The 15575-nt window shown below is 57.1% G+C and carries 18 protein-coding genes and 1 riboswitch; of the genes, 7 read left to right on the top strand and 11 right to left on the bottom strand.

Annotated features, from left to right (window positions below):
- Positions 1–2 precede the first annotated feature (2 nt).
- Positions 3–1151, bottom strand: a complete 1149-nt coding sequence (gcvT, locus tag QQL54_RS14550; RefSeq protein WP_284392109.1) for a glycine cleavage system aminomethyltransferase GcvT — start codon at positions 1149–1151, stop codon at positions 3–5.
- Positions 1152–1269: 118 nt separating this feature from the next.
- Positions 1270–1364, bottom strand: a riboswitch (glycine riboswitch).
- A 110-nt stretch (positions 1365–1474) separates the two neighbouring features.
- Here gcvT and QQL54_RS14545 point away from each other — a divergent pair.
- Complete coding sequence (locus QQL54_RS14545) at positions 1475–1630, top strand: hypothetical protein (protein ID WP_284392107.1); 156 nt, start codon at positions 1475–1477, stop codon at positions 1628–1630.
- A gap of 38 nt (positions 1631–1668) precedes the next feature.
- Here QQL54_RS14545 and argS read toward each other — a convergent pair whose 3' ends face one another.
- Positions 1669–3441: an arginine--tRNA ligase gene (gene argS / locus QQL54_RS14540; RefSeq protein ID WP_284392105.1), complete on the bottom strand. Its 1773-nt coding sequence runs from the start codon at positions 3439–3441 to the stop codon at positions 1669–1671.
- An 8-nt stretch (positions 3442–3449) separates the two neighbouring features.
- Positions 3450–4028, bottom strand: a complete 579-nt coding sequence (locus QQL54_RS14535; RefSeq protein WP_284392103.1) for a hypothetical protein — start codon at positions 4026–4028, stop codon at positions 3450–3452.
- Positions 4029–4198: 170 nt separating this feature from the next.
- Here QQL54_RS14535 and ispH point away from each other — a divergent pair, with 170 nt between their 5' ends.
- From ispH to QQL54_RS14520, 3 genes are read left to right on the top strand one after another with little or no spacing between them, the layout of a single operon-like run.
- Positions 4199–5194, top strand: coding sequence for a 4-hydroxy-3-methylbut-2-enyl diphosphate reductase (gene ispH / locus QQL54_RS14530; protein ID WP_284392101.1), 996 nt, complete (start codon positions 4199–4201; stop codon positions 5192–5194).
- The gene (rnhA, locus tag QQL54_RS14525) at positions 5191–5694 is read left to right on the top strand and encodes a ribonuclease HI (protein ID WP_284392099.1); all 504 of its coding nucleotides are present in this window, start codon (positions 5191–5193) and stop codon (positions 5692–5694) included. Before ispH ends, rnhA begins: the two co-directional genes overlap by 4 nt.
- Positions 5691–6641: a beta-propeller fold lactonase family protein gene (locus QQL54_RS14520; protein ID WP_284392093.1), complete on the top strand. Its 951-nt coding sequence runs from the start codon at positions 5691–5693 to the stop codon at positions 6639–6641. The genes rnhA and QQL54_RS14520 overlap by 4 nt, the downstream gene beginning before the upstream one ends.
- A 9-nt stretch (positions 6642–6650) precedes the next feature.
- Here the strand turns inward: QQL54_RS14520 and QQL54_RS14515 are convergent, their stop codons facing one another.
- Complete coding sequence (locus QQL54_RS14515; RefSeq protein ID WP_284392091.1) at positions 6651–7559, bottom strand: MJ0042-type zinc finger domain-containing protein; 909 nt, start codon at positions 7557–7559, stop codon at positions 6651–6653.
- Positions 7560–7716: 157 nt separating this feature from the next.
- Here QQL54_RS14515 and ftsE point away from each other — a divergent pair, with 157 nt between their 5' ends.
- From ftsE to QQL54_RS14500, 3 genes are read left to right on the top strand one after another with little or no spacing between them, the layout of a single operon-like run.
- Positions 7717–8415 carry a cell division ATP-binding protein FtsE gene (gene ftsE, locus QQL54_RS14510; RefSeq protein WP_284392089.1) on the top strand — a complete coding sequence of 233 codons (699 nt, stop codon included), beginning with the start codon at positions 7717–7719 and terminating at the stop codon, positions 8413–8415.
- 13 nt (positions 8416–8428) lie between these two features.
- Positions 8429–9349: a cell division protein FtsX gene (locus QQL54_RS14505; RefSeq protein ID WP_284392086.1), complete on the top strand. Its 921-nt coding sequence runs from the start codon at positions 8429–8431 to the stop codon at positions 9347–9349.
- Positions 9346–10023, top strand: coding sequence for a YdcF family protein (locus QQL54_RS14500; RefSeq protein ID WP_284392083.1), 678 nt, complete (start codon positions 9346–9348; stop codon positions 10021–10023). Before QQL54_RS14505 ends, QQL54_RS14500 begins: the two co-directional genes overlap by 4 nt.
- Here the strand turns inward: QQL54_RS14500 and QQL54_RS15485 are convergent.
- From QQL54_RS15485 to QQL54_RS14470, 7 genes are all read right to left on the bottom strand, one after another.
- Complete coding sequence (locus tag QQL54_RS15485; RefSeq protein WP_348520738.1) at positions 10020–10247, bottom strand: DUF1272 domain-containing protein; 228 nt, start codon at positions 10245–10247, stop codon at positions 10020–10022. The genes QQL54_RS14500 and QQL54_RS15485 overlap by 4 nt on opposite strands.
- A gap of 9 nt (positions 10248–10256) precedes the next feature.
- Positions 10257–11156, bottom strand: coding sequence for a prephenate/arogenate dehydrogenase family protein (locus QQL54_RS14495; RefSeq protein ID WP_284392080.1), 900 nt, complete (start codon positions 11154–11156; stop codon positions 10257–10259).
- 9 nt (positions 11157–11165) lie between these two features.
- Positions 11166–11909, bottom strand: coding sequence for a chorismate mutase (locus QQL54_RS14490; RefSeq protein WP_284392078.1), 744 nt, complete (start codon positions 11907–11909; stop codon positions 11166–11168).
- Positions 11906–12643: a class I SAM-dependent methyltransferase gene (locus tag QQL54_RS14485; protein WP_284392076.1), complete on the bottom strand. Its 738-nt coding sequence runs from the start codon at positions 12641–12643 to the stop codon at positions 11906–11908. The genes QQL54_RS14490 and QQL54_RS14485 overlap by 4 nt, the downstream gene beginning before the upstream one ends.
- 23 nt (positions 12644–12666) lie before the next feature.
- On the bottom strand, positions 12667–14334 hold the full coding sequence (locus QQL54_RS14480) for an EAL domain-containing protein (protein ID WP_284392073.1): 1668 nt from the start codon (positions 14332–14334) through the stop codon (positions 12667–12669).
- On the bottom strand, positions 14315–14752 hold the full coding sequence (locus QQL54_RS14475) for a hypothetical protein (RefSeq protein WP_284392070.1): 438 nt from the start codon (positions 14750–14752) through the stop codon (positions 14315–14317). The genes QQL54_RS14480 and QQL54_RS14475 overlap by 20 nt, the downstream gene beginning before the upstream one ends.
- 73 nt (positions 14753–14825) lie before the next feature.
- Positions 14826–15575 carry a glycosyltransferase family 2 protein gene (locus QQL54_RS14470; protein ID WP_284392068.1) on the bottom strand — a complete coding sequence of 250 codons (750 nt, stop codon included), beginning with the start codon at positions 15573–15575 and terminating at the stop codon, positions 14826–14828.

Here is a 15575-nt window from a genome sequence, read left to right as displayed (position 1 = left end):
GACTATTCTCCTCGGAAGTAGCGGTTGGGAACGAAAGGTAGTTTGCTCACAGTTGCCGGCATCGGCTTGCCGCGAACGATCAAATTGACGGTCGTGCCCGTCTTATTATGCGGCACATCGACATAGCCCATGGCGACGGGGCCGCCGACAGAGGGGCCAAAGCCACCGGACGTCACTTCGCCGATAGTCTGCCCGTCCAAATCCTGAATTTCCGTATGTTCGCGCGCCGGTGCACGGCCTTCGGGTTTGAGACCGACGAGGCGGCGTGTCTTGACCTTGAGATCATTGGCGACCCGCGCTGCACCCATATATCCCTCACCCGAGCGACGGTGTTTTTGTACGGACCAGATCAGACCCGCTTCAATCGGCGACGTGGTCGTGTCGATATCATGACCATAGAGGCACAGCCCAGCTTCGAGGCGCAGACTGTCGCGCGCGCCAAGTCCGATCGGCGCGACACCGTCCTGCGTCAGCAAATGGCCGACTAGGCGTTTCATGTGATCGTGGTGGGCAGAAATTTCGACGCCGTCTTCACCTGTATATCCGGAACGCGAGACATGGGCGTAAATCCCGCCATCGGGGAGTTGCAGCTCAAATTCGCCGTGGGTCATGAAGATTAGCTTAGCGATATCAGGGTTCAGACGCGCGATGATCTCCACCGCTTTCGGGCCTTGCAAGGCGACGAGGCTGAGCGTGTCGTCCTTCACATTGACCGCGACATTATCCGGCATATGCGCCTGTAGATGTGCATAATCCGCATCCTTACAGCCCGCATTGACGACCAGATAAATCATATGATCGTGGCCAGGCATATTGATACGACTGACCATCAAATCATCCAGAATGCCGCCCTCCTCATTCAGAAATTGCGTGTAACGTTGTTGTCCCGGCTCCAAATCAGTGATTGAGGCGGGCACGAGCGCTTCGAGCGCTTTCGCTGCCGTCGCAAACGTCTTGTCATCAGCGACTAGGAAGACCTGTCCCATATGGCCGACATCAAACAGGCCGACCGCATCCCGCGTGTGGAGATGTTCTTTCATAACGCCCATCGGATATTGCACCGGCATGGCGTAACCCGCGAACGGCACCATTTTTGCGCCCAGATCGACATGCATGTCGTGCAGGGCCGTTTTTTTCAGATCATCCGCCATAGTCGAGCACCTAGTCGCGGAGGAAATCCGCGCCGTGCCACCTGCTGTCTCGTTGGGCCTGAGAGATTTACTCCGTCGGCGGGACCCTTTCACCAATAGGTCCACTTTCCAGCAATTTAGCCGACCCACGGTCCTGGTTGCCTGAGCGTTTCCGGCGGCGGTTGCGCCTTCGGCGACAGACGTCGAGCGCCTGTTCTCTCCCGTGGGTCAGGAGAAACCGCGAAATGCGCGCGAATCGCCGGGGAGTCAATCAGTCGGGTCGATCAAAAGCTTAATGTCTGTGTGAAACAGAACAGCGCATAGCATTACAGCAAAGGTGCCTCATGACTGGCAAATCCAAAGAAGAAGTCGCGTTCGAAATTCTCTCTAAGCTCAAAGGTGTCGGCGTCTGGGGCGAAAATAACCGCGCCGAGATTTTGGACATATATGCGGAGTGTTTGGAAGCCACATCCGGCAATCGGTCCCGTCAGCCGCATTAATGAATGACAGGCAAGGCGTCACGCACAACTCGCCTGCTCTACATCCGCTCGGGCACGTCCAATCCGATGATGTTCAGCCCATGCTCAAGCTGTTCTAATGTAGCCTTGGCCAGCGATAAGCGTGAGGCGCGGACGTCGGCAGCCGTGCCGTCCACAAGGATTGGGCAGTTCGTGTAAAAACGCGAAAAGGTCTGAGCGAGACCGTAAACATGATCACACAGGAAATGCGGCGCGCGTTTTTCTGCCGCCAGAGCAATCGCTTTTGGATAGGCGTCGAGCGCGAGCACCAAAGCTCTTTCTGCCTCATGGTCGGGATGGATATCACCAAAACCTGCGCCCTCTTCTTCGGCGCGGCGTAGGATCGATTTGATCCGAACAGCGGCGTATAAGAGATAGGGACCGGTCTTGCCTTCAAAGGCCGTAAACCGGTCTGGGTCAAAGACATAGTTCGTCAGGCGGCCGTTCTGCAAGTCGGCAAATTTCAAAGCTGCGACACCGACCAGACGCGCCACTTCGGCGCGCTCTTCGTCGTCAAAGTCCGCACCAATCCCAGATTCTTCCAAGCGAGCCTCTGCCGCCGATTGCATGGTTTCCATCAGATCTTCGAGGCGCAGCACGCCGCCATCGCGGGTCCGGAAGGGCTTTCCATCCGTTCCGTTCATGGTGCCGAAGCCGATATGTTCCAACTGCTCATCGCGGAACCATTCGGCTTTAACGGCCGCGCGAAAGATCTGCTCGAAATGCAAAGCTTGGCGCTGATCCACGACATAGAGGATCAAATTGGGGTCGATCTCCGCTTTGCGGTCGACCAGCGTGGCGAGGTCGGTTGTGTGATAGAGGACCGCGCCAGAACTGGCGAGTAGCATGACAGGCGGCATCTCTTTTTTGTCTGAGTCGCGCTCAACCCGAATGATCAGCGCGCCGTCATCTTCCTCGGCCAATCCGTTATTGCGAAACTCCTCGACCATATCGGGAATCAGATGATCGACACAGGCTTCGCCGTTCCACAAATCAAATTCGACGCCGAGCTTGCCATATCCCTCTTTCAGCGCGGCAATCGATACGGCGATGAAGTGATCCAGCAGGGCGCGATATCCGGGCCGTCCGGCCTGTAATTCAGCCGTCGCCAGCCGAGACAGTTCCATTCGGTCTTCGTCATCCTTGGCCGCGTTGGAGGCTTTCGGGTAGAGCCGCGCCAGATCGTCCATCGTAACAGGTGGCGTGTCAGGATAATTATCCTCATAGTCCGGATCGAAATAGACGAGGCTGGGTTGTTCAATCGCCAGCTCAGAAATGAGATGGCCCATCTGCAGACCCCAATCACCCAAATGCGCATCGCCGATGACCGTATGGCCACGCGCGCGCATCAGACGCTTAAGCGCCTCGCCAATCACGGCGCTGCGTAGATGACCAACATGCATTGGCTTGGCGACATTCGCGCCGCCATAATCGATCACGATAGAGAGTTGTGCGCCCGCTTCCAGCCCGCGTATCGGGTCTTCAGCGAGAGCTTGTGCCGTATCTGTGAGCGCCTTTTCTGAAGGCGTAATATTGAGAAATCCCGGACCCGCGACTTCAAGCGATCCAACAAGAGGATGTTTTTCCATCCGCTCTGCAACCGCGCTCGCAACCTCACGCGGATTGAGCTTTTCACCGCGCTTCTTAGCCGCTCCGGCAACCGCCATAGCGCCGTTACACTGAAACGGGGCATCCCCCTTAATACTCTCGACAACGGCTCCGAAGGAGGCTTCATGCCCTAAAGCGGCAAAGGCCTCACCGAATGCGTCGGACAGGCTAGATTGCAGGGTCATGTCGAGGTTTATTCCTGTCCGGCGGAAACGCGAAAGCGACGGCCTTCAGCGTTGAACGCGCGTTGCGCCTCAGTGACTTCGAAACCGACGATGATTTCAAAGTTCTCGCCCGATGTTGTCTCGGTCACGCGCGCAATTTCATAGTCGGGAATCGTCTCTGTCACTGATATGCGGTCTTGCCCTTCCGGGAAGGTCACACGCAGCGGGAAAGTTTGTTTGTCGATCACGGCGATATTCTTACGCGTGATTGCCATCCAATATTGATAAACAGCTTCGGATTGACCCTCTGTGGCCGGACCCCGACCCAGATTGAAGGTGATGTTAACATCGCCCGTAATCGGATTGTCGCCAACATAGCGGCAGAGCGACGTCACTTTAGATATTTCACCCGTAAAGCCAACATTATCAAAACGCTGTTCACCCCCGCGGAACTCAACAATCCGGGCAGCATCGTAAAGAGCGAACGCGCGTGGACAGGGTCCAACATTCCGGTCTGCCGCTTCGCCGATCTGCAAAACTTCGGCTGTCGAGCGACACCCAACAAGTGTAAGTGCGCCCAAAATCGCGATAGTGAGTATCTGTTTCATTGCAGGATCAATCGTAGTCATTTTGTCGCCCCGGTCCTGACCCACAGTGGTCAGGCCTTGGCAGGGTTACGGCGCGTCTGTTAGGGCGCTGCTTAACCGCCGGGCGAAGGCGGCGCAACATCCACGCTGCGCCAATAGGCTTAGGTGACAGAGCTTTAAGACAGGTCCGAATGAACGTTTCCAGCCCGACCCCCGTCAATAGTGAAGGCCGCAAGGCGAAAACTGTTCTTTTGGCCAGTCCGCGAGGGTTTTGTGCGGGCGTTGATCGCGCTATCCAGATCGTCGAGGAAAGCGTCAAGAAATACGGCGCGCCCGTCTATGTCCGCCACGAAATCGTCCACAATAAACATGTTGTAACCCGACTAGAGGCTCTCGGCGCGATTTTCGTCGAAGAGCTGGATGAATGTCCCGATGATCGTCCCGTCGTCTTTTCAGCGCATGGTGTGCCGAAATCTGTGCCCAAAGCCGCCGCCGCGCGTGAGATGAACTTTCTTGATGCGACCTGCCCGCTGGTTTCCAAAGTCCATGTCGAAGCCGAACGCCATCACAGCAATGGCAAACACATCCTGCTGATCGGCCATGAAGGACATCCAGAGGTGATTGGAACCATGGGGCAGTTGGCGCCGGGCGAAATCACTTTGATCGAGACCGAGGATGACGCTCATAATTACCAGCCTGTCGATCCCGATAATCTGGCTTTGGTGACGCAAACCACGCTCTCCGTGGACGACACGGCGAATTTAATCGAGATTCTACAGTCCCGCTTTCCGACCCTAGCCCTGCCTTACAAGGAAGATATTTGCTATGCGACGACGAACCGCCAAGCTGCGGTAAAGGCCATTGCGGCAGAGTGCGACTTGCTGCTGGTGATCGGATCACAAACCTCGTCCAATTCTAAACGCCTTGTCGAAGTTGGCCAAAATATCGGCGCAGATGAAGCCTATCTGATTAGTTCGGCTGAAAGCATCGATTGGGATAAGGTCGATAGCGCTGACACGATCGGCCTGTCGGCTGGCGCGTCGGCCCCAGAATATTTGATGGACGGCGTGATTGCCGCCCTGCGGTCACGCTATGAAGTCAGCCTACGCGAAGTCGAAGTGACCAAGGAACAGGTTGTGTTCCGGCTGCCCCGTCAATTACTGCCCGCGGCTGGCACGGCAGCGTGAGCGCAGACTGCCTCAGCGATGACGAAAGCCTAGACGGCGCGCTGGTGATTTACACAGACGGTGCCTGTTCTGGAAACCCCGGCCCTGGCGGTTGGGGTGTGGTCATGTTCCACGGCTCCAAACAAAAAGAACTTAAGGGCGGCGATCCGGACACAACCAATAACCGCATGGAAATGCAGGCCGTGATCGAAGCGTTGAAAGCAATCAAACCAAGCTGGTCCGGCAAGACCGTGCTGTTTTCTGATTCGACCTATGTGCTGAAAGGTCTGCAGGAATGGATGCCCGGCTGGAAGAAACGCGGCTGGAAGACGGCGGCTAAAAAGCCCGTCAAAAATGTCGATTTGTGGAAAGAATTGGATGAACTTGCGGCCGCGCGAAAGATCGACTGGCGCTGGGTCAAAGGTCACGCAGGGGATTTCGGCAATGAACGGGCTGATGCGTTAGCCAGCGAAGGGGTTCCCAAGGCAAAACGCAAGTCACGGAAGAAGGCAAAATCATGAAACATTGGCTGATTGGCGCGACATTGTCGTTTCTGGCGATACCCGCCCTCGCTAATCCGCTCTTACTTGTTGGGAATAAGGGCGAGAACAGCGTCAGCTTCATCGATCTTGAAACCGGGGAAGAGCTTGCGCGCCCAGAGGTGAGCGGTCGTGCCCCTCATGAAATCGCACCGTCCCCCGATGGCTCTCAATTCGCCGTCGTCAATTATGGCGACAATGATATCGACATTTTCGATGTGGAGACCCGCACCATTGTTCAAACGATTGATCTCGGCGATGACACCCGACCGCATGGTCTGAAATGGCTGGCTGATAATCGCATCATTGCAACGACAGAAGGCAATCAATCCATCGTCCTACTGTCACCAGATCGGACCGTTCGCTCGATCAAAACGAACCAACGCGGCACACATATGGTCGTGGTCGACCCTGCAGGAGAGACCGCTTTTACGGCGAATATGGGAGCGGGCACGCTCAGCCGGATTGATTTAACCGATGGCGCCATTGTGTCTGCGGCCGCGGGCGTCGAGCCTGAAGGCATCGACATCACACCCGACGGCTCAGAAGTCTGGGTCTCTTCGCGCGGCGATAATCATGTCCGTATCTATGACGCTGACTCGCTGGAGCTAAAAGCAACAATCGAGGTCGGGCTCTTCCCGCTCAGACTCGTCATCTCACCAGACGGCCAGTTTGCAGTGACCTCTAACTTGGCTGATGGAGGCTTATCCTTGATTGACGTGTCGAGCCGTGACGTGGTCCGCACCATACCGGTCAGCGGATCACAGAACGCCGGGCAAGTGACGCTCTTATTCTCTGCCGATGGATCCCGTCTCTATGCCGCCGAAACGGGTACAGACACAGTTGCAGAGATTGATTTCAGATCGGGTGAGGTCTTGCGACGTCTTTCAGCGGGACAGCAAGGCGACGGCCTCGCAATCATCCCCTAGGTCTAAATCCTAGCTTGGAACGCCGACGAAACGGTAACGCAGACCGACGGCGCCAGCTGGTGGGTCCGCATATTCGGACGTGAAAACCATTCTTTCGCCGCCTGCTAACTTGGTCGACCCAATCTCCACATACCATTGCGCCAAACTCTGACCTGCATCATCGTGCAAGGTCAGCTCGATCAATGGAACGGTCTTAGCTTTGCGCGTGAGATTACGAACGGCACTCTCAATGCGAATGACAGAGGCCCCGTCGACAAGGACAGTGCGCGCATCTGGTGGAACAATTTCTAATCCACCTGCCCTGACATCCGCACCGAGCATTTGGTAGACGGACGCCATTTGCGGAATGCGGTTTACAATGCTCTGGCGGTTGAACCAGGCGGCGATGGCGGCGATCAGCACGATCAAAACAGGCACAGCCCAAATGATCCGAATTGTGCGCTGACGACGGGCGAGCTTCTCGCTGTCGGCCATATCCCGCATCATCACATCCGCGCCAATCGCATCAGGTCGCGCTAGACCCGGATCATCCACGGGTGGCTCATCCCGGTAGGTCGGTTCCGTCTGATGACCAGCTTCATCTTGATAGGCCGATGTGGACGGCAGATCAGGCGCATTGTCTGGCTGATATGTCGCTGCAAAGGCGGGTGTCGCTGATGACGCCACCGGTGGAATTGGATCAGAAATAGGGCTGGAGGATTGAACTTCAGGCTCATCCGGCTGACTGGCAGCGACATTGTCCGCATGCGCTAGAGCATCCGGGTCCGTGATGAGCTGATCGATAATATCTGGCGGCGGGACAAACCAAGTCACACCACAACGCGCACAGCGGACATTACGCCCACTTTCTCCAATACTATTGGCATCTGCGTTATAGCTGGTTTGGCAATCCGGACATGTAATGACAAGCCCGCTCACGAACAGGCCCCCACGTGTATGCGTGGTAACAATCCAGTCATTGAGCCCATCCCCCGATTCACGCTATAACTCGTGTTCTTGACCAGCGCGCCCGGATTGTCCAGCCAACGAACGAAAGACATTTGACCTACTGTCCTTTTCATCGAATTGCTCTGTCATGATTCCCTCTGATGACAATACGCTAGAATTACACCGTGTCGGTCTTCGATATGACCGTGGACCTGAAGTTTTGTCGAATATTGACCTAACCCTGCCAGCAGGGAGTTTCACCTTTTTAACCGGCCCCTCTGGAGCCGGGAAATCGAGCCTTCTGAAACTCTGTTACTTGTCGCTGATGCCGACACGCGGGCTGATCAATTTGTTTGGGCAGGATGTATCAACGCTACGGCAGAACCAATTGCAGGTGTTGCGTCGCCGCATTGGTGTTGTGTTGCAGGATTTTCGTCTGATCGATCACCTCTCCGTCTTCGAGAATGTCGCCCTTCCCCTACGGGTCGCGGGTAAACCGAGAGACAGCTATATTCCGGACGTCACCGAATTGCTCAACTGGGTTGGCCTCGGCCATCGGATGAATGCTCTGCCGCCAACATTGTCAGGCGGGGAAAAGCAGCGCTGCGCGATCGCGCGGGCAGTGATCGCGAAACCCGATTTGCTGATCGCCGACGAACCGACCGGAAATGTCGATCCAGAAATCGGCGGGCGTCTGTTGCGATTATTCGGAGAAATGAACCGGATGGGCGCGACGGTTCTCATTGCCACGCATGACCACGGTCTCATTGGCGAATTCCCGGCCCGGACCGTTCATTTACGTGACGGCGAACTTCATGAGGGTCTCGGCTCAATGGTTGTCGCGTGAGGGAGGTCGTCGCATGATCGAGGCAACCGATATCAGCGCGCCGACGCCTGCCAAAATGGCCGCGCCCCAAACTTTGCTGCCCGCGCGACCGGAGCAGGGTCGAGCTTTGCTCACGGTTCTTGTCGTGATGGCCTTCCTCGCCGCGCTGGCGCTATTGTTTGCGCGGGGGGCGGATCGACTGTCGGACCGCTGGACCGCGCAGCTTTCCAGCAGTTCGACTGTGCAAATACTGATCATGACCGAGGCAGAGCGTTTCGCACAAATGAGCGCGGCTCAGGACATTCTGATCAGAGCCTTGCCCAATGATGCGCGTATGACATCCCTCTCCCGCGCCGAGTCCGCACGCTTGCTTCGTCCCTGGCTTGGCGACACGGGCCTGCCTGACGACCTGCCCGTCCCCGGTGTGATCCGAATCGACTCCGAGGTGAGACTGCCGGCCGAAAGTCTTGAGACCCAATTCGAAGCGGCTGGTCTGCGGACGGTCATTGATGATCACTCGCGCTTTTCCGGTCAGTTAAAACGCACAGTGGGGCGTCTCGTCCTGTTTGGCATCGTCTTACTCGGCCTGATCGGCTTGGCAGCGACTGCCGTCAGCATGTTTGCAACCCGGGCCGGGCTCGCCGCCCAGCGCGACATCATCCATGTTCTCGTCCAAGCGGGCGCGACGGATGGCTTCATCGCACGCCTATTCGTAACTCAAGCCGCCCGGCGCGGTTTTATCGGTGCCGGAATTGGGGCCGCCATGGCTGCCGTGCTGTGGTTTCTTATCTCTCTGGGACCTGCGCGTGGGTCTGTCGGCTGGCGCGGGCTCACGGACGGTGCTCTTGATGGGGTCGCTCTCATCTGTCTTGCGATCTTGTTTGCGCTGATCTGTGCCAGCTCCGCGGGATGGGCCGCAATGCGTCAACTCGCCTATGAACGGCGACGCGCGTGAGCGGAAAATCCTCAAACACCAAAAAAGGCGGTGGCTGGCGACGTCTGTTCGGCTTTTTGGCTGCCATGTTGATCGGCGGCGTGGCGGGCGGGTTCATCGTCTTTGCCAGCTATGTCGACCGGCTTAATCCCCCGAACAACCTTCCCAAAGCCGATGGTATCGTCGTCTGGACTGGGGCCGGTGGCGGGCGGTTGGAAATGAGTGGGGCTTTGTTGGAATCGGGACTTGGGGAGCGCTTGCTCGTCTCCGGCGTCAACCCCAGCCTGTCACTCGAAACTGTGTCACGACTGGTTGGCGTGAAAGAGGAAACGGCAGCCTGTTGCCTCGACGTCGATTATGCGGCGCTGGATACGCGCGGTAACGCACGCGAGACTGCCGCCTGGGCCAACGCGCTCGGCTATGACCATGTCATTTTGGTGACCTCAGCCTATCATATGCCGCGCGCACAGGTCGAAATCGGTCATGAAATGGCTCAGCTGCGTATTACGTCTGTGCCGGTGCGCAGTGAATCCGACGCGCGCTGGTGGAATGATGGCGCCCGTTTTCGGCGGCTGTCGGCAGAATATGGCAAGTTCCTGCTCGCTATGGCGCGCGGCCGAGCGGACGATGGACAGGCCCGAGAACCCGTGCTGCCAGAACCGGAGCTGACTTCGCCGCAGCCCGAAGAGATTTAACTCGACACAATCCGTTCTGTTGACGCGGGAAACTTCTTCAACAGCTCAAGGCTGCGCGTCGGGCGCGGCATCAAATCACCCTTGCAATTGGGGCAAACGCCCTTGAGAGCCACTTCATTGCAGCGATCACACCATGTACATTCGAATGTACAAATAACCGCGCCCGGCTGATCCGCCGGAAGATCGGTGTCACAGCGTTCACAGTTCGGTCGCATCTGCAGCATATCTATGTCCTAATCATCTCGTCCAAAGTTGGGTTCGTCCTGTCCACTTTCAACAATACGGCGGCGAATATCTCGGGTCTTAGCAAAATGGTCGAGCAATGTTTCGCCGTCTGACCAACGAATAGCGCGTTTGAGTGCTGTCAGATCTTCGATGAAACGGTCGACCACTTCCAAAGTCGCCTCGCGATTAGACAAGAAGACGTCGCGCCACATCACCGGGTCGCTGGCCGCAATCCGCGTAAAGTCGCGAAAACCGCCGGCTGAGAATTTGACGACTTCGTCCCCCGTCACGGTCTCCATATCGACCGCAGTGCCGACCAGCGTATAAGCGATCAGGTGCGGGACATGGCTGGTTGTCGCCAAAACCGTGTCGTGACGGTCAGGATCCATGATGGCGACATCGGATCCAAGCGCCTCCCAAAATGCCGTTAATTTCGGCAAGGCCGGATCATCCGGGTTGATCGGCGTCAGCACACACCAGCGGTGGTCAAACAGTTCGGCAAAGCCCGCTTCCGGCCCCGAAAATTCCGTGCCCGCAATCGGATGACCGGGAATGACCGAAACATCGTCGCGCAAATGCGGGCGCATGGCCGTAATCACGGCACCCTTGATCGACCCGACATCGGACAAAACGGACCCCGCTTTCATCACGGGTAAAATGTCCGCGGCGACCTCAGCGATTTTGCCGGGTGGCACACAAACAATGATCAGGTCGGCTTTGGACGCGAAGTGATGAGCGGACCCTTCGGCCACACCGTCAGCAATACCCAACCGCTCAATCGTCTCGATAACATCGGCGGATTTATCAGCCATCCAGACGGTCGAAACCCCGGCGCGGGACTTGGCCGCGCGCGCAATCGAGCTACCGATCAGCCCGCCACCGATAATAAGAAGTGAGTCAAACGACATGGGTCAACCTTAAAGGAATACAGGCGGCGGCAGGTAGCCGATGATGCTGTCGCTTTCCACCGCTTCCACGTCCGACATTTCGTAAAGGCGCAGATCGCCGCTCTCAGCCCGCAATAGTCCGTCCGCCATTCCGCCTTTCTGGCCTCGCACAGCACAGAGAATGCGTCCTTCTGCCAGATCAAGATCGATAGCCGCGACAGCGACAGCTTGCGGCCAACCATCCGTCCCAATCCGCGGCAGAGACGCAACAATCTTAAAGTCGGGCATGGCGCCACCCGGCGCAAGCGAGGTCCACCAATTATTCATCCCACCTGGCGCGGGCACGACGGCGATCCCTTCCGCGTCGGCATAGGCAGCGGCCAGCGCCGCCGAACTGGTCGGATAGCTCAAGACGGGCAGGCTACCGCCAAATCGATCTCGGATCAGTGAGAGATTGGCGCGCGTATCACCTTCGAGCGCAAAATGCAGACGGGTTGAGCCTTGCACAGAAATCGACGCGCTCATCAATTCCGCCCAAATGCGCGAGACTAGCGCAGGCGGAGTGCCTGTGTTTTGCGCCATTTCGACCAAATCAGAAACATGACTATCTTCACGGGACGGACGCCAGAGCTTCGCCCCCGCTTTGGCTTTGCGCACATCAGAGGACAGCGCCAACCGTTCAGCAATCAGATCCAGCATCGCCCGGTCCACCCGGTCGATTTCACGCCGCACGCGTTCCAAGTCAGGATTGGCACTCTTAGAATGATTGCTCATTCGGTCCTCTCGACAGACGGTTGCGCCGATGTCCCAAATAAAGGGGCGCGCACCTTGGCCACTTCTAGCCGGTCCGGTTCGACATAGAGACGCTTGACCGCTTCGACCATCACCAATCCGGCAAAACCGGGCCAGACCGTTTCGCCAAATCGTTCAAACCCATGCGCAAATTTTCGACCCGACAAGCGAGCCAGTGGCGGACCATATAGTGCGCCCGATCCGACGGTCGGATGGAACCCAGCGCTGATCAGGCGGGCGCGAAGTTGGTTGCGTGAAAAGGGCCGTCCGGCCCCGAACGGTAGATGGTCCATACGCGCCCACAGGCCGGCGCGGCCGGCTGCGATCACGACAATACGGCCTTCGGGCTGGGTTACGCGCCACAGCTCGCGCAATAGACCCGGAAGATCATCCGCTTCCTCCACAGCATGGACGCAAAGCACCCGGTCAAATGTCGCGTCCGAGAAGGGCAATAAACCCTCATCCGCCACACAGGCCATGACTCCGCGCGAAGACCGATGAGCGATAGCCCCCTGCCCGCGCGGATTGACCAGAACAATCCGATTGGCGCTTTTACGATAAGCGGTCAGGATCGGCGCGGTATAGCCAAACCCGAGAGCGTTACAGCCTGCCAGATCCGGCCACAGCGTGCGCAATCGGCGCAAGGCCATATCCCGCGCCATCAGACCGAGCGGACTCGCATAGAAACTCTCAAGACTTTCGGCGGACTCGCGCATGTCGAAACCTTAGCATGACCGGCCTAACCCGTCATGCGACTCCAAACCGGAGACGGCGCCGGACGACCAAAATAATATCCCTGCAGATAATTCACACCTAATCGGGCTAAAATCTGGGCGTCGGCCTTATCTTCGACCATCTCAGCCACAGTATCGACGGAGAATGTCGCGGCTAGATCAACCATCATTCGAATGAAGGCCTGCTTATTCTCGTCGACCGCCACGCCGAGCACGAGGCTGCCATCAATTTTGATTGAGTCCGCTTCGACGGCGAGCAAATTACGAAAACTCGTATGGCCCGAGCCAAAATCATCGACTGCAAAGCGGCAGCCGAGCCCGCGGACTTCAGCCGCAAAGCGCGACGCTTTCGCCGGATCATCTACGGCTAAGGTTTCAGTCATTTCAATCGTTAGGCGCGCGGCAGCATCCCCAAGGTCGCGCAGGCGATCAATATATCGCGCGCTGGCCTCATCATCTGCAATCGTCCCGGCAGACACATTCAAAGCGAGGTGAACACTGTCGTCGGCTTCCAAATGCGGGATTGCCAAATCCAGCGCCCGAGTGTCGAGCTGATCGACCATGCCGTCTTTTTCTGCCGCCAGAATAACGCGGAAGGCACTTTCAATCCGCCCATCATCGGTCCGCACGCGCAGCAAGCATTCATGATGGTGCAGATCGCCTGAGCCTGCATGTACAATGGGCTGAAAGGCAAGGCTAAGCCGATCATTATCGAGCAGAGCCTGCACATCGACCGCTGTTGCCGCAGCGCGCTCTGGAACATCATCATTGTTCGAAAAATCTTCGCGCGTGGCCATCAAAGCTTCGTCCACTGTCGTCAGCGGGACGGCGCTGCATGTCACTTCGAGCGCCAAGGGTCCGAAGGGCGTCGCGTAGGGCTGGGCCGCGACCGTCGCGCGTAAAAACTGCGCCAAGGTCTCAGGGTCAGAATTCGGACTGCAAACGGCAAAATCGGCCCCGCCCAATCGCGCGACTAAATCCGGCGCGCGTTTGGCGCCGTGTATCCGGGTTGCCGCCGCACGTAAGAGGTGATCCCGCATATCTTCGCCGAAATTGAGGGTCAGGGCATCGAGATTGGAAAGCCGCAATCGGATCAAATGAACCGGAACACCAACACGCGCCCCGAGTGCCGCCATTTGCGTGGCGTCCGCCTGTAAAGCCGAGCGGTTCGGCAGTCGTGTCAGCGGATCGTGACGCGCACGCCAAGCAATCGCCTCATCCGCTCGCCTATCATCGGTCCGGTCGATCATCACGCCGCGTATCAAAGTCGCGCGATTGTCGGCACAGGCCTGTGCCTCTGCAATTTCTCTGACGTAACGGATTTCACCCATCGCATCGCGCAAAGCATAATCGATTTGGTAACGCGCGCCGATGAAACGCAGCGAGCTTATGGCCCGCCGACGCGCGCGGATATCTTCAGCGCTCAGACGGTTTTCCCAATCACTCTGCGCTGTACTCAGCTCACCCGGTCGTTCGACAATAAACCGTTCAACGCTCGGCACATCGGCAAAGTCGAGATAGCCATCTTCGCCCATTTCAAATGCATAGGCGCCAGCCAGTGCCAAGGCATCGGCCAGAAGCGCGGGTTCGGTCAGGGGGGAGCGGGCTTCGCCTGCGACCTTATCCGCTGCGATGTGAGAGGCGTCCAAGCGGCTAATCTGCGTAAGCGGCATCAACGCCGAAATCACGCCGGGCCGACGCGATGGTCACCATGAAGCCGGCGAGGACATCCAATAAGGTCATCGTTCCGATCAAGAAGAACACGCTGGTCGCGAAGGCAGGCATAAGTAAAAATTGCACTAAGCAGAGAATGAATAGAATCAGGGAGAACGCATGGTTCATCACCGCTGCACGACCCGTGCCTGTTGATTTGATCAGTTCGAAAAACAAGCAGACCAGAGCTAGCCCAATCAGGGCATGACCGGGGGTAATTGACCAGCTGACCCCACTTGCCATCGGCACCGACATGAAATCGGTATCGAGACGTATGCGCATGTCTTCCACGCTCGACAAAGCCTGCCCGGACAAGGCCAGCATATTATAAACGACAACCGGCACGGTCATCAGCGGGAATATAGACAGAGCGCCCATTTCGGCCCTCACAAACATAGTTAACCGTGGGTTACTGTGCGCTCATAGGCGTTAAAAGGCCGTTAAGTGCAGCTCAAAGTTCGTCGAACCCACCCGGCAAGCGTGATCGACTAATCAGCCAGCGCACGCCGCGCAGATCATTGATGCTGACTTTGAGGCGTCCGAAGTTGGTGTATTTGCTCTCGCCCTCCCCGCGCGAACGATGGCGGACGTCAACATATTCGCAGGCATAGCCCTCGCGCAGCATCAGAGCTGGCAGGTAGCGGTGAATATGATCGAAATAGGGCAGCTCCAAAAAAGCATGGCGCCGAAAGACTTTAAGCCCGCAGCCCGTATCGTCCGCATCATCATGCAGTAGCCGCTTGCGCACCCCATTACCGACACGGGAAGCCAGACGTTTCCAGATCGTATCAATACGTTTCGCGCGGCGTCCGCCGACCATCGCTAGACTATCTGGCGCATCGTCTCGCATGAGCTGCTTATACAAAGCTGGAATATCGCCCGGTACATTCTGTCCATCTGAATCCAGCGTGGCGATGATCGGGGCACGCGCGGCCATAATCGCCGTGCGTAAGGCGCGAGATTGTCCCGCATTTTTGCGATGCGCGATGACTCGCAACGACGGATAGTCCGTTTTCAGGGCAATCAGTCGTGCCTGTGTGTCATCGGTCGAACCATCATCTACGGCAACGATTTCATAGGCCTTGCCAGACAGGGCTTCATCAATCTCGGCAATTAGCGGGCCGAGATTACCGCTCTCATTATAGGCCGGAAGCACGACGGCGATCTCTGGTGCGATCTCTGGAATGACTGTTTTTGACAT

This window comes from Algimonas ampicilliniresistens (assembly GCF_030159955.1).
Taxonomy (GTDB): domain Bacteria; phylum Pseudomonadota; class Alphaproteobacteria; order Caulobacterales; family Maricaulaceae; genus Litorimonas; species Litorimonas ampicilliniresistens.
The sequence above is the reverse complement of the archived record's forward strand: the minus strand, read 5'-3'. Positions and strand labels throughout refer to the sequence as shown.

Coding starts and splice junctions, on each gene's coding strand:
- QQL54_RS14480 (WP_284392073.1), bottom strand. CDS start 14,334: ATGCCGCTTACGCAGATTAGCCGCTTGGACGCCTCTCACATCGCAGCG.
- QQL54_RS14535 (WP_284392103.1), bottom strand. CDS start 4,028: ATGAAACAGATACTCACTATCGCGATTTTGGGCGCACTTACACTTGTT.
- QQL54_RS14470 (WP_284392068.1), bottom strand. CDS start 15,575: ATGTCAAAAACAGTCATTCCAGAGATCGCACCAGAGATCGCCGTCGTG.
- ftsE (WP_284392089.1), top strand. CDS start 7,717: ATGATTCCCTCTGATGACAATACGCTAGAATTACACCGTGTCGGTCTT.
- QQL54_RS14520 (WP_284392093.1), top strand. CDS start 5,691: ATGAAACATTGGCTGATTGGCGCGACATTGTCGTTTCTGGCGATACCC.
- QQL54_RS14485 (WP_284392076.1), bottom strand. CDS start 12,643: ATGCGCGAGTCCGCCGAAAGTCTTGAGAGTTTCTATGCGAGTCCGCTC.
- QQL54_RS14495 (WP_284392080.1), bottom strand. CDS start 11,156: ATGTCGTTTGACTCACTTCTTATTATCGGTGGCGGGCTGATCGGTAGC.
- QQL54_RS14490 (WP_284392078.1), bottom strand. CDS start 11,909: ATGAGCAATCATTCTAAGAGTGCCAATCCTGACTTGGAACGCGTGCGG.
- QQL54_RS14545 (WP_284392107.1), top strand. CDS start 1,475: ATGACTGGCAAATCCAAAGAAGAAGTCGCGTTCGAAATTCTCTCTAAG.
- QQL54_RS15485 (WP_348520738.1), bottom strand. CDS start 10,247: ATGCTGCAGATGCGACCGAACTGTGAACGCTGTGACACCGATCTTCCG.
- argS (WP_284392105.1), bottom strand. CDS start 3,441: ATGACCCTGCAATCTAGCCTGTCCGACGCATTCGGTGAGGCCTTTGCC.
- gcvT (WP_284392109.1), bottom strand. CDS start 1,151: ATGGCGGATGATCTGAAAAAAACGGCCCTGCACGACATGCATGTCGAT.
- QQL54_RS14505 (WP_284392086.1), top strand. CDS start 8,429: ATGATCGAGGCAACCGATATCAGCGCGCCGACGCCTGCCAAAATGGCC.
- QQL54_RS14475 (WP_284392070.1), bottom strand. CDS start 14,752: ATGGGCGCTCTGTCTATATTCCCGCTGATGACCGTGCCGGTTGTCGTT.
- ispH (WP_284392101.1), top strand. CDS start 4,199: ATGAACGTTTCCAGCCCGACCCCCGTCAATAGTGAAGGCCGCAAGGCG.